This window comes from Streptomyces sp. NRRL S-646 (assembly GCF_000720765.1).
In the GTDB taxonomy this organism is placed as follows: Bacteria; Actinomycetota; Actinomycetes; order Streptomycetales; family Streptomycetaceae; genus Streptomyces.
In genome coordinates this window covers 1-22,566 of the sequence record NZ_JODC01000028.1, presented here as the reverse complement: position 1 = coordinate 22,566, position 22,566 = coordinate 1, and the positions used below count along the sequence as shown (strand labels likewise).

Here is a 22,566-nt window from a genome sequence, read left to right as displayed (position 1 = left end):
GCCACGCATCGGGCCATCGCCGGCCTGGTCCCCGACCGAGCCGCCCAGCGCCCCACCCGCCCCAAACCGAGCACCGAACTCGTACCCGTTAGCCCGATGAACTGCTAAATCGCCAATTGGGTGAACACTCAACCATCACGCCTCAACATCAATGGCCGACAACCTCGTCAGTCGCCGGAGATGCGGGCGAGGGCGTCGTTGAGATAGGTGATCGACGTTTTGGCGGTGGAGACGGAGACCTTGCAGCCGTTAGTCGAGGTGGAGTCCGAGCCCACGGACTCGCCGATATGGATGCCGTGGTCGACGCCGCCATCGGCGAAGTGACCGTTGTACGGGGTCAGGCCCTTGGGGTCGTCGCGACCGCTGGAGATCGCCGACACGTCGAAGTCGGCGTCACAGTCGGTGCCGTAGAACTCGCAGGTCAGGGACATCAGGGTGACGGTAACCGTGGGACCGGAGGAGCTCGGGTCGAGCGCCGTGGGTGCGGCCCGGAACAACTTCCCGCAGATCTCCTTCGCCGGCGCCACGTCGAAGGACTTCGCATAGGCCTTCAACGCGCCGGTGATCTCGGAAGCCTTCACCACCGGTGCCGGTGACCGCTTCTGGCTGGCGCTGCTGCCGCTGGAGCAGCCGCACACCAACAGCAGTCCCGCGGCGATCGCCGCGGCGGTGGCAAGCGTGAGGGAAGCATCCAACGTGCGCATCGAAGTCCCCAAGGTCATCGGTGCGCTCAGCCTAGCCGGAGGGCGTCCCGGTTTCGAGATCGCCTTTCGGGCCGCCGCCGAGGTCTGCCTCAGTCCATCGGTGCGCCGGCGCATGCACGGCGAGTTGGAGAGAATTGCAGACGAAAGCCTCCTGCGCGGCTTTCCCGGCCGGTGGACGGGCCGGCTGGTCATCGCCGAGCATCGCCTGTGTCTGCCCTGCCGGGACGCCCAGAGCCCATGGCTGTCTACTCCTCGGGTTCGGAGGGTTCCGCCGCGGTTCCCGGTGCGCGGCGTGGGCGGCCGTGAGCACCCCGCGAGTCAGCTGGTCGCGATGCTCCTGGCTGCTCTCGGCGTGACGGGGCCGTCCTGGCCGATTGAGGCGGTGTGGGCACGCGTAGTCGACGCTCCTGCATGTCACCGCCCGTCGACATCCGCGACGATGACGACTGTCTGGCGCGGGGTGCGGCCGAAAACCGGCGTCGTCCGTTCCGATTTGCCTGATCTGCATAGCCATTTCCAGCCGATCAGTTGACCGGCGCATGACAGTTCGGCTGTGTGGTGCCACTCTTCTGCAGGAAGTTCACCATTCCTTGACATATTCACCACGCGGTGCACCCGCAGCGTCACCCCCAGCCCCGCCCTCACCCCCCACCTCCTTCCACCCGCATGCCGTGCAGCCTCCAGACCGGGCCCTCTGCTGCTCTGTGCCGCCCGCGGCCCCATGGGCCGTCATATCGAAGGAGAAACCGTTGCCCCTGCGAGACCGCACCCTTGTCCGGCGCAGACGCGCCACCGCCCTCGCTCTCAGCTCCCTGGGATCTCTACTCGCCCTGACCCTTCCCGGCCACGCCACCGCCGCCCCCACCGGCCCGAGCCCCGCGAAAATCACCGCCAAGCCCCGGGTCGGTGCCCTGCCGGTGTCCCTGACGCCCACCCGCCGCACCGCTCTGCTGAAGAACGCCCAGACGTCGGCCGCCGACACCGCACGCCGAATCGGCCTCGGCGTCAAGGAGAAACTCGTCGTCAAAGACGTCATCACGGACGCCGACGGCACCACGCACACCCGTTACGAGCGCACCTATGCCGGCCTGCCCGTCCTCGGCGGCGATCTCGTCGTCCACGACAGGAGTGGTCGCATCACCGTCACCAAGGCGAACCGGGCCGCGCTCGCGGTGTCCTCGCTGAGTCCGAAGAACACGGCGGCTGTGGCCGCAGACAAGGCCGAGGCAGCCTCGAAGCGCGCCCGCGTCAAGGGCTCCGAGGTCGAGCGGAAGCCCCGCCTGGTGATCTGGGCCGGCTCCGGAAAGCCCGTCCTGGCTTGGGAGAGCGTCGTCGAAGGCGTCCAACGGGACGGCACCCCCAGCGAGTTGCAGGTCGTCACCGATGCCACCACCGGTAAACAGCTCCTGGCGGCCGAGAAGGTGGACACCGGTACCGGCACCGGCCAGTACGTCGGCACGGTCCCGCTGGGCACGACCCAGTCGGGATCGACGTACCAGCTCACCGACCCCGACCGTGCCGGGCACAAGACGTACGACCTCAATCAGGGCACGTCGGGCACCGGCACCCTTTTCACGGACGACAACGATGTCTGGGGCGACGGCCTGCCGTCGAACCGTCAGACCGCCGGCGTGGACGTCGCGTTCGGTGCCGCGGCCACCTGGGACTACTACAAACAGGTGTACGGCCGAAACGGAATCCGCAATGACGGTGTCGCCGCCTACAGCCGCGCCCACTACGGCAGCAACTACGTCAACGCCTTCTGGCAGGACTCCTGCTTCTGCATGACCTACGGCGACGGCTCGGGCAACACTCACCCGCTGACCGCGCTGGACGTCGCGGCCCACGAGATGAGCCACGGTGTCACCGCCGCCACCGCGGGCCTGAATTACTCGGGCGAGTCCGGCGGCCTGAATGAGGCGACCTCCGACATCTTCGCCGCCGCCGTGGAGTTCTACGAGAACCTCCCGGCCGACCCGGGCGACTACCTGGTCGGCGAGAAGATCGACATCAACGGCGACGGCACCCCGCTGCGGTACATGGACAAGCCCTCCAAGGACGGTGCCTCCGCCGACAGTTGGAGCCCCTCCCTCGGCGGCCTCGACGTCCACTACTCCTCGGGCCCCGCCAACCACTTCTTCTACCTGCTCTCCGAGGGCAGCGGCGCCAAGACCGTCAACGGCGTCTCCTACGACAGCCCGACCTACGACGGTCAGCCGGTCACCGGCATCGGTATCCAGAACGCCGCCGCCATCTGGTACCGCGCCCTGACGACGTACATGACCTCGACCACCGACTACGCCGGCGCCCGCACCGCCACCCTGTCCGCCGCTGCCGACCTGTTCGGCGCCTACAGCCCGACCTACCTCGCCGTCGCCGACGCCTGGGCGGCGATCAACGTCGGCAACCGCATCGCCCTCGGGGTCAACCTCGCCCCGATCGCCGACCAGACCAGCGGCATCGGCCAGGCGGTCAGCCTCCAGCTCGACGCCTACACCACCAACACCGGAGCCACACTGACCTACGAGGCCACCGGGTTGCCCGACGGCCTGAGCATCAGCCCCCGCGGTCTGATCACCGGCACGCCGACGACGCTCGGCACCGGCGACGTCACCGTCAAGGTCACCGACAGCACGGGAGCGTCCGTCTCGAAGACCTTCAGCTGGCGGATCGCCTACGTCTACGCCAACGCCACCCGCGTGGACATACCGGACAACGGGCCCGCCGTGGAGTCACCGGTGACCATCACCGGCCGCGACGGCAACGCCTCCGAGACCACCTCCGTCTACGTCAACATCGTCCACACCTACCGCGGTGACCTGACTGTCGACCTGGTCGGCCCCAACGGCACCGTCTACTCCCTGCTCAACCGCAGCGGCGGCTCCGCCGACAACGTCGACCAGACCTTCACCGTCGACGCCTCCGCGCAGCCGCTGAACGGCACTTGGAAACTGCGCGTGCAGGACCGGGCATCCATCGACGTCGGATACATCGCGCGCTGGCAGCTGACGCCCTGACCCAAAGACAGCACACCGCTGCCCGGACTCGCCGGTCCGGGCAGCGGCATGGCTGTGTCACTTTGCGAGGGCTCTGGTCCACTTGTGGTGCGGCCACATGCTGTTCTCTCTCGGGTTGTCTGCTGGGATGATCGCCTCATGCTTCAAGCCGGGGGGTTGGGCCCGTCATGAGCGAGTGGTCGCCGGAGGTGCTCGAGGTCCTCGAGGCTTCCGGATGGACGGCGGGCAGGCAGGTCGACACGACCGGCTGGCGGTCCGTGTTCGAAGCGGTCGGCATGGTCATGCACGACGCTGCGGAGAGGTTTCTCCAGGAGTTCGGAGGGCTGACCGTGAACATCGGCGGCCCGGGAGTCAACCGTGCCCGGGAACCATTCGAGCTGGACCCGGAGCTGGCTTGGGGAGAGGATGACCGGTTCTCCGAGTGGAGCGAATCCTTGGGGAGACGTCTCTTCCCCCTCGGCGAGCTCGATCACGGCCGATTCTTTCTCGGTATGGATGAGGGCAGTGAGATCTACCTTGTCGAGACGTGGGTCGCCAGGTTCGGGCCGATGCCGTACGCCCTCGAAAATCTGATCCTCGGCGTGATGCCCCGCAGGATCGATGATGATCACAGGCAGTCGGATCAGGCCCGCTGACATGGGCGATGTCGGAAGGGATACCGTCGCCGGATCCAGGCGTACGTGGAGCGGCTCATGCATTTCCACGTAGCGTCCAGCTGTGCCATGCGCTGCGGCGCGTCCCGTCCCGAGGCCTTGGCGCGGAGGGCCGCCCAGCGGGGGATGGGGTGGCTCGCTCTGACGGGTCGTGACAACGTCACCGGCCGTTCGGTTCGCGAAGTCGTGTGCAGCGTATGGGGTGCGCGCGGTCTTCGGTGTTGACCTGGGGGTTGCGTCCGCGAGGATCGGCGGAGGGTTGCGCCTGTCCTGGGCGCTAGGTCGAGCCACGGCAACCTGGTGACCCCGGCGGTCCCGCCCCGCTTTCGGCCCGAGGCGGGGTGTCAGTCCGCGGCGTTCCTCTGCGGCGTCCTGTCGTCCATGGTGTCCGGATGTGGGACGCGGCCGGCGGACGGGTCGTCGGTGTGGTCCGGCTCTTGCGGGTCGATCGTGGCCGCCCAGTGTTCCGCCCAGCGGGCGAGGGGGTTCAGGGCGTGGCGCGCCTCCTGTCCGAGCGGGGTGAGTTCGTAGCGGCTGTCCGGTAGTTGGTGAATCACCTGGGCGTCCAGCAGTTCGGTCAGGCGCTGGCGCATCACGCTGGAGGACATGTCGTCGCACTGCTTCTGCAAGGGGCGGAATCCAAGCGGACCCGCGCGAAGCTCCCACAGGATGCGCAGACTCCACCGCCGCCCGAACAGATCGAGTGCGGCCATGAGGGGGCGGCCGGTGGTCGAGCCGCGAACAGGACTGCCAGGTCTGGGTGTTGTCACGTCGGGATGTCCAGCTCTGCAGGGTTGATGCTTCGGATTCCGACACGCTAGCATCGGTGACCGCTTCGGAAATCGAAACGGAGGGGACCCGTTGTGGCACCTGCCCTGACGAGCCGGGTGAGAGGCGTTCCTGAAGTCCCGTGTCGACGGAGGCGCGACCGGCTGGGAGGACCGGTCCATGCGCATGGTGTCCCGGGTTCGACGTCGGCGCCGAGTCGCACGGACGGCTCCCACCCGGGACCTGTTCGTGGCGCGGGACGGGTGACCGGCACGCGGGAGATCGAGTACAGGATCGATCAGGTCCTGCAAACCGGCCCGGCGGAACTTCAGTGCTGCCTCGTCAGCGGTTGCCGCCACCAACCCCATGTCCACTCAGAGCTGGAGACCGGATGACCACGACCGAGTTCCCCTCGGCGGCAGCGCGGGCCGCCGCCGCTGCCGCCCTGGCCGAGGACGCGTCAGGGAAGGACATCACCACCGAGTTAAGCGTTGCCGAGGACCTGGCGGCCACGGCCGAAATCCGCACCCGGCACAGCGGCATCGCCGCTGGCCTCCCCATGGTCGCCGAGGTCTTCGCGCAGGTCGACCCCGAGGCCAACGTCGAGCCGGCCGTCGCCGACGGCGCCCGACTGGCCGACGGCCAGGTCCTGGTGCGTCTGTCCGGTTCGGCGCGCAGCCTGATCACCGGGGAGCGTACGGTGCTGAACTTCCTGCAGCGCATGTGCGGCATCGCGACGCTGACCGACCGCTACGTCCAAGCTGTGGCAGGGACCAGGGCACGCATCCTGGACACGCGCAAGACGGCGCCGGGCCTGCGCGCCCTGGACAAGTACGCCGTCACCGCCGGCGGCGGCCACAACCACCGCCTCGATCTCGCGGCGATGGTCCTGCTCAAGGAGAACCACATCGCCGCGGCGGGCGGGGTGACCGCCGCGATCGAGGCGGTCAGGCGCGGGACGGCGCGCACCGGGCAGACCGTGGAGAGCGATGTCGAGGTGCAGACTGTCACCCAGGCCGTCGAGGCCCTGGACGCCGGAGCCCGCTGGATCATGCTCGACAACATGCCGGTTTCCGACATCGAGCAGGTCGTGAAGGTCCGGGCCGGGCGGGCCGACGCTTCCCGGATCCTGCTGGAGGCCTCGGGCACCATCAGCCTGGACACAGTTCGCGCCATCGCCGGGACGGGCGTCGACCTCATCTCGGTCGGGGCGTTGACGCACAGCGCGCCCGCACTGGACCTGACCATGCTGCTGACCACCGGCCCGGTGCCATGCCCGAGGTAACGGTCGTCGACGCATGCCGGCGAGACGGCGCGGGTGGCAGCCCGACCGCCGTTGTGGATGATGCGCCGTTCACCGACGAGGAGCGATGCTGCATTCCCACGGAGTTGGGAACATCGCACGCCGTCTTCCTCCGCGCTACCAGAATCGAACGTCGTCGGCCCGCGTACACACTGCGGTTCTTCACCGCCCACGGCGAACTGCCCGCCTGCGGCCACGGCACCGTCGCCGCCCTCGCTGTGCTCGCCGAACGGGAAGGGGGCGACCAAGACTACCGCGCCGTCCTGCGTACGGCCCACCGCCGCTTCGACGGTCGGGCAAGCCGAAACGGTGACGGCCTGACGGCGTCGTTCGACCCGGGCCCGGTCAGCCTGCGCAGCGCCGGTGGACCCGAACTGAGGGCAGTCGCAAGCAGCCTCGGACTGACAAAGGACGCGGTCGGCGACTACGCCTGCGTGGCGTCGAACGGGCGGCCGAGGCTTCTGCTGCCCCTCCGATCCCGCGCCGCACTGGCCGAACTCGCCCCGGACTCAACCCTGTTGCGCGCAGCCTGTGACCGCTACGGTCTGCTGGGCTGCTACGCCTACTCGCCCCCCAACCGACACGGCCGAGCAGCAGCCCGCATGTTCGCCCCGTCGATCGGCGTCCCCGAGGACATCGCCAACGCCAACAGCACGGCCTGTCTGGCAGCGCATGCTGCCGGGTTCGGCACATACCGCCTCGCTGTCGACATGGGTGACCACCTCGGCAGCCCATCCACCGTCACAGCGACCGTCCACCGCGACCGCACGGGACACCGGATCCGAGTCGGCGGCCAGGCAGCGATCGTGCGCAAGGTCATGCGATGAGGCCTGCGCGTTCAAGGCGAGGGTGCCGGTGCGCACCAGGTCCCACTGCTCCTGTGAGAGCCGGGCCGGTTCTGGCGGCATCCGGGGCAGGGGCGAAGGGGTGATGGCCGATCACGTCGTGCTGGTGCGACTCGTACCTGCTTGTCGGCTCCTCTTCGTGTCCGTCCGGGCCGCCGCCGTTCCGGCGAGGCCGGTCATCGACTCGACCGGTTCTGGCTCGTCCTCGCCCGCCGACGTTCACCCGGGCCCCATCCGTTCGCAGCCCCAGCCGGTTGATCGAAGCCGTCCGACTTCGACGCCGTCTGCGTCGGCCGGCTGACCCACCGCGCGCCGGCCATGGATCCGAGCATGCTTCTGATCATCAATTCCGAACACAGGAGGTACCGTGGCCAAGGGCTACTGGGTCAGCGTCTACCGCACCATCGCAGACCCTGAGAGGCTTGCTGCCTACGACAAGCTGGCCGGTCCAGCCGTCAAGGCCGCGGGCGGGCGGACGCTCTCCCGCGGCAGCCGGGTCGTCGCACACGACGCCGGAATCGCCGAGCGCACCATCCTGATCGAGTTCGACAGCTTCGAACAGGCGGTCGCCGCACGCGCGAGTACGGCCTACCAGGAGGCGCTGGCCGTACTTGCTGACTGCGTCGAGCGCGACTTCCGCATCATCGAAGGCCTCGACTGACGACGGATGCCGCGTCAGGGAGGAACTCGATGCCGGCTGCGGGGGGATCACTCCGGCTCGTCAGCGCGCCGCACCGTCGCGAACAGCGTCAGGCCGGTGGTATCGGCGGCGGCGCTTCGCCGCGCTGCTCTGGTGGCGCTCGGCGCGGAGGGCGAGGACCTGGTGGAGGCGGAGCGTCTGCTGGCCACCGACGACGAGGACGCGGACGCGGACGCCGTGCCGATCCAGGTGGCCGCGGAGACGCTGAGTTCCCTGCGGCCGGAGCTGTTCGGTGAGGTCCGTACGTCGCCGGTGTCGGCGCCTCCGGCGGGGGCCCGCCGGGCGCATCCCGTCGCGGGCGCCGCCGCAGAAGCCGGGCTGAGATGCCTCGACTCCAACGGCGGCCTTGCGCTCTCATCCGTCTTGGCCGCGTGCACCGGTCCTGGACGGTCGCCGCCCTCGGTGACCGGCTCGGCTGTTCACCGGCCACGGTCTCCCCGCTGGAGGCCGAAGCCGCGTTGTCGACCTGACGTTGGTTCACCGTGGCGCTGAGGCGGTCGGCGTTCCGGGACACACCTTGGTGAGTTCTCTCGCGCCACCCGTCTCCAAGGCATCGGCGGCCACCAGAGTGATGGGCAGTCAGCACGTCGAGGCCGGTTACATCCGCTCGTACCGGGTGACGATGGACTGTTTGTACCCGTCGGGCATGGTCAGCCCGGGGACTTCGGCGGAGGTGAACAGGCCGAGCTCTTGGTGCTCGTTGCTCACTACCGGCTTCATGTCAGGGGTGAGCACGGTGCAGCCATAGGTGACGATCACGACGCGCCGGCCCGGCAGGGTCTCGGGCAAGGGCTGGTAGGTCCACACGTCCAGGAGCTGACGTGCTTTCACCGTCCAGCCGGTCTCTTCCTCGATCTCCCTCTCCACCGTCAATTCCGGTGTGGGTTCGACTTGTTCGAGGCGGCCTCCGGGCAGCTCCGACTCCTCGCGTTCGTTCTTCAGCAGCAGGACGCGTCGGCGGCTGTCCACTGCCACGCCCTTGACGGAGACGGGCCAGGTAGGCGGCGTGTACGGCATCGCTCTCCTCGGAGGGGAAACGTGCAGTTCAGACGGTCCGTGTAGCACCTTGCAGCCAGACCACATCGACAGGGAGGCGGCATCCCACACCCACGCCGCTGTCCTGGCTCCAGATCCAGTGGAAGGCGTCGGGGACAGCGCGGTCTTGCTCTGCGCGGGTCCGGCCGTAGTGGTGCCAGAGGTCTGGGGTGATGGTCACCCGCACCATCCTGGCGGGCGGAAAGCTGCTGCCGGGCTGGTTCCGGGGAATGGCACCCAGGAGGCGGGGCACTCGGAAGCCAGCGCATCAGCCCACGCCAGGAGGTACGTCATGATCGCTCTCGGCATCATCCTGCTTGTCGTCGGTTTCCTCACCGGCATATCGATCTTGTGGACCATCGGCATCATCCTGGCGGTGGTCGGCGCCGTGATGTGGATCATGGGGTCCATGGGTCACGCGGTCGCTGGCCGACGCCACTACTGGTGACCAAGACGGGCCTTGCGGCGGGCATCGTTCGAGGCCGGCGGCTGAGTGCCCCGCACCGATGCCCGATGCGGACCGGCGAGCCGCTCGGCCATGAACGCCGGCTTGGCGTCGTTCCCGGTCCGCTCCAGCGCCTGACAGGAGGCGATTGAGGTCTCCTCCCACACGAACTCGCCAGCAGATCGGGATGCTGGACAAGGAGACCGCCGCCCGCCTGGCCAGCGACACCGGCTACCGCGCGATCCAGAAGATCGGCGGTATCGGTCCGGTCCTGGCCGCGGTCTTCACCGTCGAGATCGCCGACGTTACGCGTTTCCCCGACCCGCAGCATCTGTGCTCATGGGCCGGGCTCACCCCGCGCCACCGGGAGTCGGACACGGTGGTCCGACGCGGGCATCTGACCAAGCAGGGCTCCAAGCTGGTGCGCTGGGCGGCCGGCGAGGCCGTCCAGCACGCCCCCGAGAGCACCCCGATGCGCGCCCACAGGGACCGCATCGAGGCCCGCCGCGGCGCCGGGGCACGCAATATCGCCAAGGCCGCCGCGGCCCGCAAGCTGCTCACCCTGGTCTACTACGGGCTGCGCGACGGCGAGGTCCGCTGCCTGACCCGCCGGGACCCGGTGTGAGCAGCATCCGGACCCACGACCGGCGCGCGATCGCTATGACGTCTGGCCCCCGCACCGCGGCGAGGCCGCGCGATTGATTGATCCCGCCGGCCGTGTGCCGAACCACACCATGCCGCCCCACGTACCATGCGTGACGCGGGCGCGGCGGATGGATGACCGGCAGCCCGAGCGCCGCCACCTCGGACATCACACTGGTGAAGAGCACACCCCTACAACAGCCCGCCCGCGGGCGGGCCCACAGCACATACCGGGGAACGGGAACAGCCCGTCCTCCCGGCCGAGCACGCCCTCATCCCAACGAGCAGTAGGAAAGACCCGGATAAGCACCGCACTTGACCGGCCCCGCCCCTTCATGGATGACGTCATGCAGTTTGGACTGCAGCGGGATCTACGGAAGATCCGCCAGGACTTCAGGCGCGCGACGCCGCGTTCGACCGGTGCCCGTGCTGCCGCCAGGGCCCGGTTGACGGTCTTCTCGGTGGGGGTGAGTTCCTGCAGGGGCCTGCGTTTGATGCCGGTGGTCACCCAGGGGCCGCCGCCCTGGTACGCGAGATCGGCCAGGATGGGGACGACCTGGCGCTCGCAGATGCGGATGATCCGGTGGGTGCAGGCCGCGGTCAGGTCGTGAGCCCGGCCGGGCAGCGCGGGTGAGAGCCACAGCAGCCGACCGTCCGGATTGGTGACCACCTGCACGTTCACCCCATGCCTGCGGTGCTTGTGGGAGTAGTCGGCGCGTCCGTCGCCGACCCGGTCGCATTCGGCGAGCGTGCCGTCCAGCAGGATTGAAGTCCGCGTCGGCCTCGCGCAGGACCTTCAGCAGTCCAGGCGCACATCCGGCGAGCAGGTCGATGACCTGGCTGGTGTAGGCGTGGGCGGTGGACTCGCTGATCCCGACCCGGAAGCGATCTTCGCCAGGGTGATGTGCTCGCGCAGGTACACCCGTGCCACCATCGCGCGCTGGGATGGACGGAGCTTGCAGCGCCGGCCACCCGCACGGGTGACGACGAGCACGGTTACCCACTCCACGCGTGCATGGGGCAGGTCGAGTGCGGCAGGGCAGATGACCAACGAGGCCCCCGACCAGCGTGGTTGAGACGTCAGACATCTCGATCAACAGCTCGAGGGCCTCGCTCGTTGCGCTTCACGGCCTGTCACCTGTCAGGGACCAGCGCGAAGAAGCTCACTGAGCGGTGTGCACCTTCACGATGCACACCGCTCGGTGGCTGTCAGGCGAACACGGACAGGAGGAGCGCCATTCCGAGGCCGAGCACACTCACCAACGTCTGCACCACGGTCTGTGTCTTCGTGGCCTGTGTGAGATCCATGCCGAAGGATTCCTTGACCAGCCAGAAACCGGCGTGGTTCACGTAGTTCAGCCCGAGGGAACCTGCCCCGATGGCCACCACGAGCAGCGATGCCTCCAGACCGCCTCCGCTGACCATGGGGGCGATGATGCCGGTGGCGGAGACGATGCCGACGGTGGCGGAACCGGTGGTCAGCGACAGCAGGAGTGCGATCAGCCAGCCCAGCACGATGACGTTCAGATGCGCCCCCTCGGCGGCGGAGGCGATCGCGTCGCCGATGCCGGAGTCCTGGAGAACCTGCTTGAACGCACCACCGCCACCGATGATGAGCAGGATGGCGGCGATGGACTTCAGACTGTCCGTCAGGGACGCGCGGATCTCCTCGCCGGAGCGGCCCGTGCCAAGAGCGGTCACGCCGAGAGCGAAGAGCAGCCCGGCGAGCATCGCCACGACGGGCTCGCCCAGGAAGGTCAGCGCGGAACTCACGGTGCTCGTCTCGTCGAGCACAGTTTCGGCGAGGGTCCGCAGCAGCATGAGGGCGACAGGGACGAGCACCGCGGTGATGGCCAACCCGGTCGGTATCCCGGAACGGGAGGTGACGTCCGTATCCGCCGATGACGTATTCGAAGCACCGACCGTCACGCTGACGGGCGACTTCTCTCGGACAGACTGCGACGCACCCGTGAACTGCGCGACAAGAGCCTCGTCCGGGCGAACCTCGGCAAGGCGCGGAGCGATCCAACGGGCGTAGACGGGGCCGGCCAGGATCACGGTGGGGACGGCGCAGACGAAGCCGACGACCATGGTGAGGCCCAGGTCGGCGTGGAGGCCGGTCATGGCGGTGAGCGGCCCCGGGTGCGGCGGCAGCATGCCGTGCAGGGTGGACAGCGCGGCGATGGCCGGTACGCCGAGCAGGACGTACGGGGAGCCCTTCGTGCCTCCCTGGGCCTCCAGCCTGCGCGCCACGCTGAAGATCAGCGGCAGCAGCACGATCAGGCCGACCTCGAAGAACATCGGGATGCCGATCACGAACGCCGCGGCCGTGACCAGCCAGGGCAGCCTGCGGGTGCTGGAGCGGTCGATCAGGGCATGGGCGAGGGCGTCGGTGGCGCCCGAGTCGGACAGCAGACGCCCGAGCATGGCGCCCAGGGCCAGGGTGATGCCCACGTCCCCGAGGGTGCCGCCGGCACCGTCCTCGAGGGACTCCACCAGTTTGGTGGCGGGCTCTCCGGCGGCGAGGCCGGTGCTGACGGCGACGACGATGAGCGCGACGAACGGATGGATGCGCAGGCGGGAGTTGATGAGGTAGATCAGGGCCGTGATCGCGATGGTGAGGATGAGCAGCAACCACCAGGTGTGCGGCGTCATGCGGGTGCGCCTTTCGACAGACGGGTTGAGGTGGACGGCTTGATGGGCATGGCGAAGTGAGCCGCAGCGCAGAAGGGTGGTGGTGCGGCTGGTGTCAGGAGGGGCGGGCGGTGGCCCGGTCAGTCCAGTCCGAGATCCCTGACGAGACGGGCTACGGAGGTGTCCTGTTCGGAAAGGTATGCGGCGAAGGCGTCGCCGGTGGTGAACGCGTCGGTCCAGCCGTGGCGGCGGAGTTCCGCTTTCCACTGCCGGGACCGGTGCATCGCTGTCAGCGCGTCGATCCACCGCTTCCGGTCGGCGCCCCGGATGCCGGGCGGCGCCACGACTCCCCGCCAGTTGCTGAAGACCAGGTCGATGCCGGACGCCTTGAGGGTCGGTACTCCGGGCAGCGCGCCGATCGGTCGTGGGCTGGTCACCGCGAGGACCCTGAGCTGACTGGCGTCGATCTGGTCGAGGAACTCGCCGAAGCCGGTGGTGGCGAAGTCGACCTTGCCGTCGAGGAGAGCGGGCAGCAGGTCGCCGCCACCGCCGTCGTAGGCGACGTAGCCGACCCGGTGCGGGCCGATACCGACGGCCTTGGCCAACTCCATGGCCAGCAGGTGGTCCGGTCCGCCGAGTGAGGATCCGCCCCCGACCTTCAAGCGCGCGGGGTTCCTCTTCCAGGCGGCGATCAGATCGTCGATCGACCGGTAGGGCGAGTCACGACGCACGACCACCGCGCCGGCCTCCTCGACCAGCCGGGCCAGCGGAGTGGTCTCGAGGACGGACACTTTCGTGTGCGCCACGTACGACGCACCGATCACTCCGAGACCCATCTGCAGGACGAGCCTGCCGTTGCCCCGCTCGTTCACGATGCGCTGCAGGCCGACCGTGCCGCCTGCTCCCGGCAGGTTGAAGACCTGCACGCCGGAGTCCACGCCGGTCTCCTGAAGCACGCGGGCCACCGTCCGGGCCGTGGTGTCGTATCCGCCACCGGCGGTGTTCGGAACCATGATCCGCAGCCCGGTGTCGGCCGATTCCCCGTCGGGCAGCATCTGGCACCCGGTGACGAGAAGCAGCGACAGCGCGAGAAGGGCGCCGCGAAGGGCGTGCGAGCGACCTCTCATGGCACCTCTCTTCCGCAGCCGCCGGGGTGGACGTCATGATTGTGCAGCCCGAGGTGCGAGCCGCCCAGTTTGTGTCAGCAGTAGAAATTGAGTTCGTTGTGGTCACCAGTTTTCGCCGCCATACCCTCGCGGGCGAGATGCTGGCGCTGCAGCTCGCCATCGTCGTGGTCGTGCTGCTGGCGGTCGCGGCGCTCTCGCTCGCCCAGTCGGAGGCCACCTTCAGCCGGGTCGAGGGCCGCCGCGTGAGTGCGATGGCCGAGCAGTTGGCCGCCAATCCACTGGTGCGCAACCAGCTCCCGCGTCCAGCGCCGGAGGAGACGCTGGCCCCGCTGACGCATTCCACGCTGGTGCAGTCCGGGGTCAGCTCCGTGACCATCACCGACTCCTCCGGTCGCATCGTCAGTTCGACCAACCCGACGGTCATCGGTGACCGGCTGCGGTTCGGACCGGGGGTGGCCCGCGGACGAGGCTGGTCCGGCTCGCTCACCTGGGACGGCAGCCGCGAACTGGTGGCGCAGGTGCCGGTGCTCGGCGCGGCCAGCGGTGACCTGGGGCGGACCCTGGGCATCGTCATGATCGGGGAGGCGTCCCCGACGGTGTGGCAGCGGCTCAGTGGGGCGTCCTCCTATCTCCTCGCCTATCTGGGCATCGCCAGCGGGCTCGGTCTGGCCGGCTCCTGGCTCCTTGCCCGACGGGTCAAACGGCAGACGCTCGGTCTGGAGCCGCGAGAGATCACCGGGCTCGCCGAACACCGCGAGGCCATGCTGTACGGGATCGCCGAGGGCGTGATCGCCCTGGACCCCCAGCAGCGCCTCACTCTGGTCAACGAGGTGGGCAGACAGCTGCTCGACCTGCCTGACGAGTGCGTGGGCCGGACGCTGGACGAGCTCGGCATCGACGGCCGTCTGCACGACGTACTCACCGGCACCCGGCCCGAAGCGGACCACGGACCCGACGAAGTGGTCATACGGCACGGTCGTGTGCTGGTGATGAACAGGATGACCGTCACGAAGAACGACCGCCTGCTCGGCTCGGTCACGACCCTGCGGGACCGCACCGAACTGGCGCGGCTGGAACGCGAGATCGGCTCCTTCCGCAGCACGTCCGAGCTGCTGCGGGCCCAGACACACGAGTTCGCCAACCAGCTGCACACCATCTCCGGACTCATCCAGATCGGTGAGCAGGACGAGGTCGTGCACTACGTCCGGGCGCTCACCCGGCGCCGCCAGTCCCTGGACATGACCATCGGCCGCCGCGTCCACGATCCGGCCGTCGCCGCTCTCCTCATGGCGAAGGACTCCCTCGCGGCTGAACGAAAGATCACCCTGAAGGTCTCGGACGACACCTCTCTCGGCCGGCTCGCCCCGGAGGATGCCGCCGACGTGGCGACTGTGGTCGGCAACCTGGTCGACAACGCCATCGACGCCGCCGCCGGGAGCGGCCCCGACGGCCGGGAGCCCTGGGTCGAGGTCGAACTCCGGCAGGACGCGTCCAGCGTGGAGATCGTGGTGTGCGACTCGGGCCCGGGGGTAGCGCCCGAACTCGCCCGGGAGGTCTTCCACCACGGTTTCACCACCAAGGCCGCCGCGGAGGGCGAGCGTGGCATCGGCCTGGCCCTCACCCAGCTCGTCTGTGAACGGCGTGGCGGGGAGATCAGGGTGACCAACACCGCCGAAGGGGCCCGGTTCACCGCGCGCATGTCCGTGAGCCACTCGACGGAAGCGATCGAGGAAGGAGGAGCACAGTGAGGGACACCTCCGGCACGATCGATGTTCTCGTCGTCGACGACGACTTCATGGTGGCTCGGGTCCACCGCACCTTCGTCGAGAGGGTGCCGCCGTTCAGGGTCGTGGGCACCGCGGGGACCGGAGAGCAGGCCATCACCGCGGTCGACGAACTGCGCCCGGACCTGGTCCTCCTCGACCTCTATCTGCCCGATGTCTTCGGCCTGGATGTCATCCCGCGGCTGCGCACCGCGGGACACGACTGCGACTTCATGGTCATCAGTGCCGCGCGCGAGGCTGACACCGTGCGCGGCGCGGTCCGCCACGGTGTCGTGGACTACCTCCTCAAACCCTTCGACTACGAGGACCTGAAGCCCCGCCTGGACCGGTACGCCGAACGGCGCGGCCGGCTTCTCACCACGGTGGTGCGCGGCCAGGCCGACATCGACCGCGTGCTGTGCGCAGGGCACGTCCCCTCGGCCGTCGCCAGGCTCCCGAAGGGCCTGAGCGTGGAGACCGCCGACCTCGTCGAACGCACGCTCCGCGATGCGGACGGCACCCTGTCGGCCGCCGAATGCGCGGCCGCCACCGGTATCTCCCGTGTCAGCGCCCGCCGTTACCTGGAGCACTTCCACACCACCGGCACGGCGGATGTCTCCCTGCGTTACGGCGCCGCCGGCCGGCCCGAGCGGCGCTATGGCTGGCGAGACTAAGAGCGTCTGGATCAACACCGGCGCGCCCACCGGAAACCCCTCTGCCCTGCGGTGAGCTCACTTGTCGCGACCGTGCCCACCGCCGTCGTGTTCGCCGTCGGTGTTCTCATGCGCCCGCTCGGCCCCTGGTCGGCTCGGCCTGTATGCCGACCGATTCGGTCGCCGTGCCGCGCTGACCTCATCGGTAATGCTGAGGAGCGTCAGCTCGGTGGCCATCGCCAGCACACCCGGATACCGGACCGTCGGTCTGCCGGTACCGGCGATCCTCGTCGCGGCACGGTTGGCGAGGCGGCTGAATGTCAGTTGTGGTCGCGGATCTCGCTAATGACACCGTCATCGACCACGATCAACGACTTGATGTACATGACCAGCTCCGTGCCCGCCTCGAAACGGCCGGGGACGGTGACAATCGGCCGGCCACTCCACCTGGTGTCCAGCAGGACGACATCGTCGAAGACGTGCGCGCTGCGGATCGCGGTGAAACGGCGGTCCGGGAAGACCTCGGCACCCATGCGGCGCAGCAGTTCCACGAACTCGGCCGCGGACTCGGCGTAGACGCCGCGATTGTGGTGGGAGAAGCGGAACGACCTCGGGTGCAGGATCGCGGTCAGCTCGTCGTAGTTCTGGTCGTTGTAGCAGGAGACGTACTTCTTCGCGATGTGCAGGGGCTCTGCTTCGCGCGCGGGTTCGGACGTCGGCGTCATCACTGTCACCCCGAGTGGGACGGATTGTGCTACTGGTCGAGAACGGGTCGAGCGTGGTGTGGCGCCGCCGGGCGGCGTGCCGGGTGCGGTGTTCTCGACCGGCACCGCCACACGTTCGTCGCGGCGCCGGGATTACGGTTCCCGGCCGTCGCGAGCGACAGCGGCCGAGCCAGGTTGTCCCTGCTCGGGCGGATGATCGCATCGTAGTGCCCAGGCGGCGGCAGACGTCATACGAAGCCGACCACCTCGACCAGCAGACCCGCACCTGCTGGAGCGTCATGGTCACCGGCCGGGCCACCCGCATCACCGACCCGATCCAAGTGGCCCGCTACCAGACACTCCTCATCCCCTGGATCTACATGGACACGGACCTCGTCGTCCGCATCCCAGCCGAAAACGTCGCCGGCTAGCGCCTCGACCGCTGGGAACGGCTCCAATCAGCGCCTGAAGTTCAGACACAGGCTCTCACCGGCGAAGCCACCGTGACCTGACCCGGCACTGATGAGCCTGGACCCGACCGGGAAGGGCCGCAAGCGGTGGACCATGCGCTGGAAAGCACCGCTGAACGCGTTCCAGATCGCCTTCGAGGGCCGCCTGACCCCGAGCAACAACCGACCGCCAACAACCAAGATCAGCCGTTAAATTGACTCGCCTGCCGATGGCGGCAGCCTGCTCGGGGCGTGCTGTCAGCCGACTGTGGAGAGGAGGCCCTCCACCGTTGCCGTGAATGCCTGGGGGTCGTCCAGCCACGGATAGTGGCCGGCGCCCGACTGGATGGCGAGCGTCACCTTGGGAAAGAGCGAGGCGGCATCGGCGGCGGACTTGGAGGTGGGCCACAGGTCCACCTCGCCCACGACGAGCAGGACGGGGCAGGGCAGAGCGCCCAGGCGGCGCCGGAGTTCCTTGGTGTCAGGTGTGTAGTCCTTGTAGTAGTGCTCGCTGACGGGGAGCGCACGCTGGGTGGGGTCAGCGGCGGCGTGGGCGCGGGCGGCGTCGTCCCAGCGGCCGTACATCAGCGGCTCGAAAGCGAATCGATACGGCGCGGCCTCGGCGAAGGTATTTGCGGCCCTCATGTGCTGGTGCGCCGTCACGGCCTCGGCGTGCCAGGGCTCGGCCGCGCGGGCGGCGATCACCTCGTCCACGCCGGTGTCGGAGGGCAGTCCGACGGCGGCGAACGAGGGGGCGACCAGGGTCAGGCTGTCGAGCCGGTCAGGGTGGGCGGCGGCGTAGAGCATGGCCAGGCTGCCGCCGGCGGAGTGGCCGAGCAGGTCGAAATGGTCCAGGCCGAGGTGGCGGCGCAGCGCCTCCACGTCGGCTACCAGGCGGTCGACTCGGCAGGTGGCCAGGTCGGCGGGCGTCGCGGAGGCGCCGGTGCCGCGCGTGTCGGGCAGGATCAGGGTGCGGTGGGCGGACAGGCCGCCTAGGTCGCCAAGGTACTCGGCTGCGCGGCCGGGGCCGCCGGGGAGGCAGAGCAGCGGCGGGCCGCCGCCGAGAGTGCGGAAGGCGAGCGTGGTTCCGTCGTACGAGGTGAAGAAATCCATGGCGGACAGCCTGCGGGGTGGGGGTCGGGCCCGGCTATCGTTCAGCCACGGCTAAACGATCAGAGGGCGGGGCGGACATGGCGGTGGAGATCCGGCTCTCGGCGGCCGAGGTGGCGCGGGTGCGGCTCGCGGTGTCGCCGCTGGCCGAGACGGTGCTCGGGGTACGAGCGGCGCTCGGTATCGGCGGGCACGAGGTGCACCGGCCGTGGGTGCGCAACGCGGAACTGGCGCTGGCAGGGGAGTCGGAGTTGCCGTTGCTGCGGACGCTGCTCGAAGGCTGCCTGCCGTCGTTCCTGTTCCCGGTGCCGCAGGAGCGTCTGCCGACGTTCGACGCCGAGCTGACGGGTTTGCGGGCGACGGACCCGGCGTACGTCGAGGCGCAGTGCGCCGCCGCTCTGGGGCCCCGGGCCGGGGAACTGCCGGGGCCGACGTTGCTGTTGGAACGGGTCGCCGGTGCGCTGACGCGCTGCTACGCCCGGCTGGTGGCCCCGCACTGGGGGCGAATGCGGGCGGTGCTGGAGGCGGACCTGGGTCAACGTGCGGTCGCGCTGGTGGACGGCGGGGTGGAGGGACTCTTCACGCAGTTGCACCGCGATGTGGTGTGGCGGGAGGGCGAGTTGGTGGTGCATGGGCGCCGCCGCCCGGGTGCCGTGTGGACGGTCGAGGCGGGCGGGCACGGACTGGTGCTGATGCCGTCCGTCTTCGGCTGGCCGGACGTGATCGTCGACTACTCCCCGCGCACTGCCGCCTCCATCCGCTACCCGGCGTCCGGCGTCGGGCTGCTCTGGGAACAGCCCCGTGCGACGTCCGCCGGCCTCACCGCCGTCCTCGGCCGCACCCGCGCCGCGTTGCTCGCCGAGCTCGGCGAACCGCTGAGCACCCCCGACCTCGCCGCCCGATTGGGTGTCACCGCCAGCGCCGTCTCCCAGCACCTCGGCGCTCTGCGCGATGCGGGGCTGGTGACGACTCGCCGCACGGGCCGTACGGCCGTGCACCTGCGTACCCGGACAGGCGCGGCGCTCACGGCCAAGCCATCGGACTAGGGCCTGTCCGGCAGGTCATGTGACTTCCGGGAGAGGCCGTTCGTTGGCGTGTTCATGCTGCGGGGAGATCTCACGAACGAGGAGTGGGCCCGGCTGAAGCCGCACCTGCCGAAGTCCGTGCAGCGCGGCGGCCGTTGGGCTGGCCACCGTAGGGTCATCAACGGGATCCTGTACCGGAATCGGACCGGGGGTGCCGTGGCGGGATCTGCCTGTGCGCTTCGGGAAGTGGAACACGGTGTACGAGCGGCACAGGCGCTGGTCGGCGGACGGCACATGGGACAAGCTCTTCGCGTCCGTCCTGGTCGACGCAGACGCGGAAGGCCGCATCGACTGGTCCATGGTGAGCGTGGACTCCACTACTTGCCGGGCTCACCAGCACGCTGCCGGAGCGCGAAGAAGACCTCCGCGGGTGCCGGGGAAAAGACGCACGCCCCGGCAGCACCGTCCCGACGAGGGACTCGGACGCTCCCGGGGCGGACTGACCTGCAAGATCCATCTCGCTGGTGAAGGCGGCCGTCGCCCGCTGGCCCTGCTGATCACTCCGGGCCAGTGGGGCGACGCCCCGCAGCTCATCCCCGTCATGGAACGCGTCCGCGTCGGCCGGCTCGGTGGAGGCCGCCCTCGCACCCGGCCGGAGCATCTCGGCGGTGATAAGGCGTACTCCTCCCGGCGAAACCGCCGCTACCTGCGCAGGCGCCAGATCAAGCACACCATCCCCGAACCGAAGAACCAGCGAGCCAACCGGAAACGCCGTGGCAGCGAGGGCGGACGGCCTGCCGGTTTCGACAAGACGATCTACAACCGGAGGAACGAGGTCGAGCGGACGATCAATGCGCTGAAGAACTTCCGGGCTGTGGCCACCCGGTTCGACAAGCGGGCCTACGTTTTCCACGGCACGGTCTCCGTGGCAGCGATCCGACTGTGGCTTCGCCCATGACCCGCACGACAGGTCTTAGGCGCCGGTCCGCCCGTCGACGAGCTCACGCACGACATCGAGGTGGCCGTTGTGGCGGGACGTCTCCTCAATGAGGTGGAGGATCACCCACCGCAGGTCGACGTGGCGGCCGTCGCTGATGGAACGCTTGGCCGTTGAGTTCAGGTCGTGGTCGGACACCAGGCGACGGTAGCGGGAGCTCTGCTCCTCGTACTCGGCAAGAAGCTGGGGCAACGGGATGTTGGCTGCTGTCCGCATCTCAGGGTCGGGATCATCGTCGGTTGCCTCAGCGAGCGGCCCCGCGAGCTCCTCGCCCAGAAACATCACTTGGAACCAGTAGTACTCGACCCAACGCAGATGGCTGATCAGCCCGCACAACGTCATCAGCGGTGAACTCGGAAGCGGGGCCTTGCGGGCGTCTTCGGCGGACACGCCCTCACACTTGGCTCGCGCGGTGTCACGGGCGTAGTCCAGGAAGGTGACCAGCTGCGTACGCTCGTCCCACATGAGAGGCGTGTCGGTTCGTTGAGTCATCGCGAGGAGTTTCCCGCAGCTCGGAACGGGTGTCGACCCAATTGATCGGAAGCACCGTCAAGTGCCACAGCACCGGCTGTGCTCAGGAAGAGCCTGGCAAGATCCGCCGGACAGACCCTAACCCGGGCTAGGCACCGCACCGCCCCTTCGACACCAATCACATCGTGCTCGCGGGTCTCTCACCACGATCACTCCTCGACAACCCGACGCCGGACGTTCGAATAGCGCCCGGCCGGGGTGCTGTCGGAAGTGCTGAACAACTACTGTCCGATCTCGTGAACAAAGCCAACGACTACTGGGGCTGGGTCGCATGATCGTGTTACGAGCTCTTGGGCCATATCTGTACCGTCACCTTGGGCGGGACTCTGCGGAACGCCCGGTAGGAGATCACGGTGTTAACCCCTGTGAAGAGGGCGCTCAGCGACGCCACGACAATGGCGATGACCGGAAGCGACATGGGCCAAGGATGCCCAGCAGAAGGCGCGTTGGACTCTGACTTGAGGAACATCAGGCTTGGCGTCTGCCTGACCTGCTGGCTCTCCTCGCGTGGCCACACGGCCCCAGACACGCCTGACGGGTGCAATTTGCTTGCGCCCGTCAGGAGGCCTCGTTGTGGCAGCCGTGCATGGTGTTGAAGTAGTCGTCGCCCAGATCCAGTAGCTCGTCGCACTCGGGGGCATCTCCCGCCTGCTCTCGCCAGTAGGCCAGATCCTCGCGGGTGGCGAGGGTGTGGGGGTGGTCGTCGCCCTGTACTCGCATCATGTCCGGCAGGAGTTCGGCGTACGCGGCCGCGGCGCCGGCGGCGTCACCAGACGTGCCAGTGTGGGTTGTTGCGCAGTTGTTCGGTGAGGGTGAGGAAGGGGCTGCCGGGCCGTGTGCCGCCGCTGATGAAGGTTCGGCCGAGGGTGGGGCTGGGGGTGTTTTGGAGTGTGATCGACTGGATGAGGCTGGTCAGGGGGTGGGGTCGGGCGCGGGGGGGCGAGTCCTTGGGGGGGCGGTGACCCATCGGCCGTCGGGGCGGGCGCCGGTGATGAACGGTTCCCGGAAGGTGTTGCTGGTCAGGGACCGGCATGAGTCCCCGTGGTGGGGGACGTAGGCGTCGATGAAGACGAGGTGATGGAGGCGGTGGCTGAGCCGGTCGGCGACGCCGGCGATGACCATTCCGCCGTAGCTGTGTCCGCACAGTGCGGCGGGCGTGGCGTCGCTGTGGTCGATGATCTCGGTGACTTGGTCGATGTGGGTGTCGGGGTTGGGGGGACGGTCCGCATCGGCTGGGCCGTCCGGCTCCAGTCCTGACAGGGTCACTGCCTCGACGTGGTGGCCGTTTCGGTGCAGCTCGGCGGCGACCGGGTCGAACGCCCATCCGCCTTGCCGGCCGCCCGGCACCATCACGAACTTCATCGCGTCATCGTAGGTCAGGCAGAACCGGTGAGTACGGACAACTGGTGTTCGCGCGTCTCGGCAACGCTCGGCCGGCGGCGGTGCCCCGTAGGGCGAATC

At 68.9% G+C, this 22,566-nt stretch carries 25 protein-coding genes and 2 pseudogenes; 14 read left to right on the top strand and 13 right to left on the bottom strand.

The features are described 5' to 3' along the window. Nucleotides 1-167 precede the first annotated feature (167 nt). Nucleotides 168-581: a hypothetical protein gene (locus tag IH68_RS0144045; protein WP_234341782.1), complete on the bottom strand. Its 414-nt coding sequence runs from the start codon at nt 579-581 to the stop codon at nt 168-170. Between IH68_RS0144045 and IH68_RS56805 the strand changes: the two genes are divergently transcribed. From IH68_RS56805 to IH68_RS0144035, 3 genes are all read left to right on the top strand, one after another. Continuing rightward, a complete protein-coding gene (locus IH68_RS56805) occupies nt 562-1,236 on the top strand; it encodes a hypothetical protein (RefSeq protein ID WP_159403837.1) in 675 nt (224 codons plus the stop codon). The two genes, IH68_RS0144045 and IH68_RS56805, sit on opposite strands and share 20 nt — an antisense overlap. Before the next feature lie 217 nt (nt 1,237-1,453). Further along, nucleotides 1,454-3,721, top strand: a complete 2,268-nt coding sequence (locus IH68_RS0144040) for a M4 family metallopeptidase (protein WP_030948035.1) — start codon at nt 1,454-1,456, stop codon at nt 3,719-3,721. Between the two features lie 167 nt (nt 3,722-3,888). Then, nucleotides 3,889-4,356, top strand: coding sequence for an SUKH-3 domain-containing protein (locus IH68_RS0144035; protein WP_051834030.1), 468 nt, complete (start codon nt 3,889-3,891; stop codon nt 4,354-4,356). A 362-nt stretch (nt 4,357-4,718) separates the two neighbouring features. Here IH68_RS0144035 and IH68_RS0144030 read toward each other — a convergent pair whose 3' ends face one another. Continuing rightward, nucleotides 4,719-5,087 carry a winged helix-turn-helix transcriptional regulator gene (locus IH68_RS0144030; RefSeq protein ID WP_051834029.1) on the bottom strand — a complete coding sequence of 123 codons (369 nt, stop codon included), beginning with the start codon at nt 5,085-5,087 and terminating at the stop codon, nt 4,719-4,721. A gap of 446 nt (nt 5,088-5,533) precedes the next feature. On the opposite strand from IH68_RS0144030, the gene nadC reads away from it, so the two are divergent. The 3 genes from nadC (at nt 5,534) to IH68_RS0144015 (ending at nt 7,951) form a co-directional block, all read left to right on the top strand. Continuing rightward, on the top strand, nt 5,534-6,427 hold the full coding sequence (gene nadC, locus IH68_RS0144025) for a carboxylating nicotinate-nucleotide diphosphorylase (RefSeq protein WP_051834028.1): 894 nt from the start codon (nt 5,534-5,536) through the stop codon (nt 6,425-6,427). Then, the gene (locus IH68_RS0144020) at nt 6,415-7,272 is read left to right on the top strand and encodes a PhzF family phenazine biosynthesis protein (protein ID WP_030948024.1); all 858 of its coding nucleotides are present in this window, start codon (nt 6,415-6,417) and stop codon (nt 7,270-7,272) included. The genes nadC and IH68_RS0144020 overlap by 13 nt, the downstream gene beginning before the upstream one ends. A gap of 385 nt (nt 7,273-7,657) precedes the next feature. Continuing rightward, entirely contained in the window at nt 7,658-7,951 is a 294-nt protein-coding gene (locus tag IH68_RS0144015; RefSeq protein ID WP_030948021.1) for a DUF1330 domain-containing protein, read from the top strand. Between the two features lie 47 nt (nt 7,952-7,998). Here the strand turns inward: IH68_RS0144015 and IH68_RS56800 are convergent, their stop codons facing one another. From IH68_RS56800 to IH68_RS58725, 3 genes and pseudogenes are all read right to left on the bottom strand, one after another. Next, the gene (locus IH68_RS56800) at nt 7,999-8,328 is read right to left on the bottom strand and encodes a hypothetical protein (protein ID WP_159403836.1); all 330 of its coding nucleotides are present in this window, start codon (nt 8,326-8,328) and stop codon (nt 7,999-8,001) included. 259 nt (nt 8,329-8,587) lie between these two features. Beyond that, nucleotides 8,588-9,007 (bottom strand): NUDIX domain-containing protein, encoded by a 420-nt coding sequence (locus IH68_RS0144010; RefSeq protein WP_030948020.1) that lies wholly within the window; start codon nt 9,005-9,007, stop codon nt 8,588-8,590. Between the two features lie 88 nt (nt 9,008-9,095). Further along, a pseudogene (locus IH68_RS58725) lies at nt 9,096-9,215 on the bottom strand (SAM-dependent methyltransferase); the annotation flags it as partial. Between the two features lie 102 nt (nt 9,216-9,317). On the opposite strand from IH68_RS58725, the gene IH68_RS57455 reads away from it, so the two are divergent. Both IH68_RS57455 and IH68_RS0144000 read left to right on the top strand, forming a co-directional pair. Further along, entirely contained in the window at nt 9,318-9,473 is a 156-nt protein-coding gene (locus IH68_RS57455) for a DUF6131 family protein (RefSeq protein WP_199931992.1), read from the top strand. A gap of 184 nt (nt 9,474-9,657) precedes the next feature. Next, complete coding sequence (locus tag IH68_RS0144000) at nt 9,658-10,095, top strand: transposase (RefSeq protein WP_199931991.1); 438 nt, start codon at nt 9,658-9,660, stop codon at nt 10,093-10,095. A gap of 348 nt (nt 10,096-10,443) precedes the next feature. On the opposite strand, the pseudogene IH68_RS54405 reads toward IH68_RS0144000, so the two are convergent. The 3 genes and pseudogenes from IH68_RS54405 to IH68_RS0143985 all read right to left on the bottom strand — a co-directional run. Then, nucleotides 10,444-11,163: pseudogene (locus IH68_RS54405) on the bottom strand (transposase family protein); the annotation flags it as partial. A 158-nt stretch (nt 11,164-11,321) separates the two neighbouring features. Beyond that, a complete protein-coding gene (locus tag IH68_RS0143990) occupies nt 11,322-12,767 on the bottom strand; it encodes a GntP family permease (protein WP_030948015.1) in 1,446 nt (481 codons plus the stop codon). Between the two features lie 119 nt (nt 12,768-12,886). Continuing rightward, nucleotides 12,887-13,873: a Bug family tripartite tricarboxylate transporter substrate binding protein gene (locus IH68_RS0143985; protein WP_030948013.1), complete on the bottom strand. Its 987-nt coding sequence runs from the start codon at nt 13,871-13,873 to the stop codon at nt 12,887-12,889. 98 nt (nt 13,874-13,971) lie between these two features. Between IH68_RS0143985 and IH68_RS0143980 the strand changes: the two genes are divergently transcribed. Next, complete coding sequence (locus tag IH68_RS0143980) at nt 13,972-15,621, top strand: sensor histidine kinase (protein WP_030948010.1); 1,650 nt, start codon at nt 13,972-13,974, stop codon at nt 15,619-15,621. Then, a complete protein-coding gene (locus IH68_RS0143975) occupies nt 15,618-16,310 on the top strand; it encodes a response regulator (RefSeq protein ID WP_030948008.1) in 693 nt (230 codons plus the stop codon). Before IH68_RS0143980 ends, IH68_RS0143975 begins: the two co-directional genes overlap by 4 nt. Nucleotides 16,311-16,609: 299 nt before the next feature. Here IH68_RS0143975 and IH68_RS0143970 read toward each other — a convergent pair whose 3' ends face one another. Beyond that, nucleotides 16,610-17,014 (bottom strand): nuclear transport factor 2 family protein, encoded by a 405-nt coding sequence (locus IH68_RS0143970; RefSeq protein WP_030948006.1) that lies wholly within the window; start codon nt 17,012-17,014, stop codon nt 16,610-16,612. A gap of 206 nt (nt 17,015-17,220) precedes the next feature. On the opposite strand from IH68_RS0143970, the gene IH68_RS58720 reads away from it, so the two are divergent. Together IH68_RS58720 and IH68_RS56795 are read left to right on the top strand one after the other, a co-directional pair. Then, nucleotides 17,221-17,424, top strand: coding sequence for a pyridoxamine 5'-phosphate oxidase family protein (locus tag IH68_RS58720; protein ID WP_078912884.1), 204 nt, complete (start codon nt 17,221-17,223; stop codon nt 17,422-17,424). A gap of 91 nt (nt 17,425-17,515) precedes the next feature. Beyond that, complete coding sequence (locus IH68_RS56795; protein WP_159403835.1) at nt 17,516-17,656, top strand: hypothetical protein; 141 nt, start codon at nt 17,516-17,518, stop codon at nt 17,654-17,656. A 44-nt stretch (nt 17,657-17,700) separates the two neighbouring features. Here the strand turns inward: IH68_RS56795 and IH68_RS0143955 are convergent, their stop codons facing one another. Beyond that, nucleotides 17,701-18,555 (bottom strand): alpha/beta fold hydrolase, encoded by an 855-nt coding sequence (locus tag IH68_RS0143955; RefSeq protein WP_030948001.1) that lies wholly within the window; start codon nt 18,553-18,555, stop codon nt 17,701-17,703. A gap of 77 nt (nt 18,556-18,632) precedes the next feature. On the opposite strand from IH68_RS0143955, the gene IH68_RS50830 reads away from it, so the two are divergent. Together IH68_RS50830 and IH68_RS50825 are read left to right on the top strand one after the other, a co-directional pair. Further along, nucleotides 18,633-19,598, top strand: a complete 966-nt coding sequence (locus IH68_RS50830; RefSeq protein WP_037886270.1) for an ArsR/SmtB family transcription factor — start codon at nt 18,633-18,635, stop codon at nt 19,596-19,598. Nucleotides 19,599-19,652: 54 nt separating this feature from the next. Beyond that, nucleotides 19,653-20,535 (top strand): IS5 family transposase gene (locus IH68_RS50825; RefSeq protein WP_107057638.1). Its coding sequence is split into 2 segments (ribosomal slippage): nt 19,653-19,784 and nt 19,786-20,535, totalling 882 coding nucleotides; the frame shifts between segments, so codons are not numbered across the junction. Between the two features lie 15 nt (nt 20,536-20,550). On the opposite strand, the gene IH68_RS0143940 is transcribed toward IH68_RS50825, so the two are convergent. The 3 genes from IH68_RS0143940 to IH68_RS50820 all read right to left on the bottom strand — a co-directional run bounded on the left by IH68_RS0143940 (nt 20,551) and on the right by IH68_RS50820 (nt 22,467). Next, a complete protein-coding gene (locus IH68_RS0143940; protein WP_030947998.1) occupies nt 20,551-21,066 on the bottom strand; it encodes a DinB family protein in 516 nt (171 codons plus the stop codon). Nucleotides 21,067-21,663: 597 nt separating this feature from the next. Continuing rightward, nucleotides 21,664-21,828 carry a hypothetical protein gene (locus IH68_RS56790; RefSeq protein ID WP_159403834.1) on the bottom strand — a complete coding sequence of 55 codons (165 nt, stop codon included), beginning with the start codon at nt 21,826-21,828 and terminating at the stop codon, nt 21,664-21,666. 189 nt (nt 21,829-22,017) lie between these two features. Next, nucleotides 22,018-22,467 carry an alpha/beta fold hydrolase gene (locus IH68_RS50820; RefSeq protein ID WP_051834027.1) on the bottom strand — a complete coding sequence of 150 codons (450 nt, stop codon included), beginning with the start codon at nt 22,465-22,467 and terminating at the stop codon, nt 22,018-22,020. Nucleotides 22,468-22,566 lie beyond the last annotated feature (99 nt).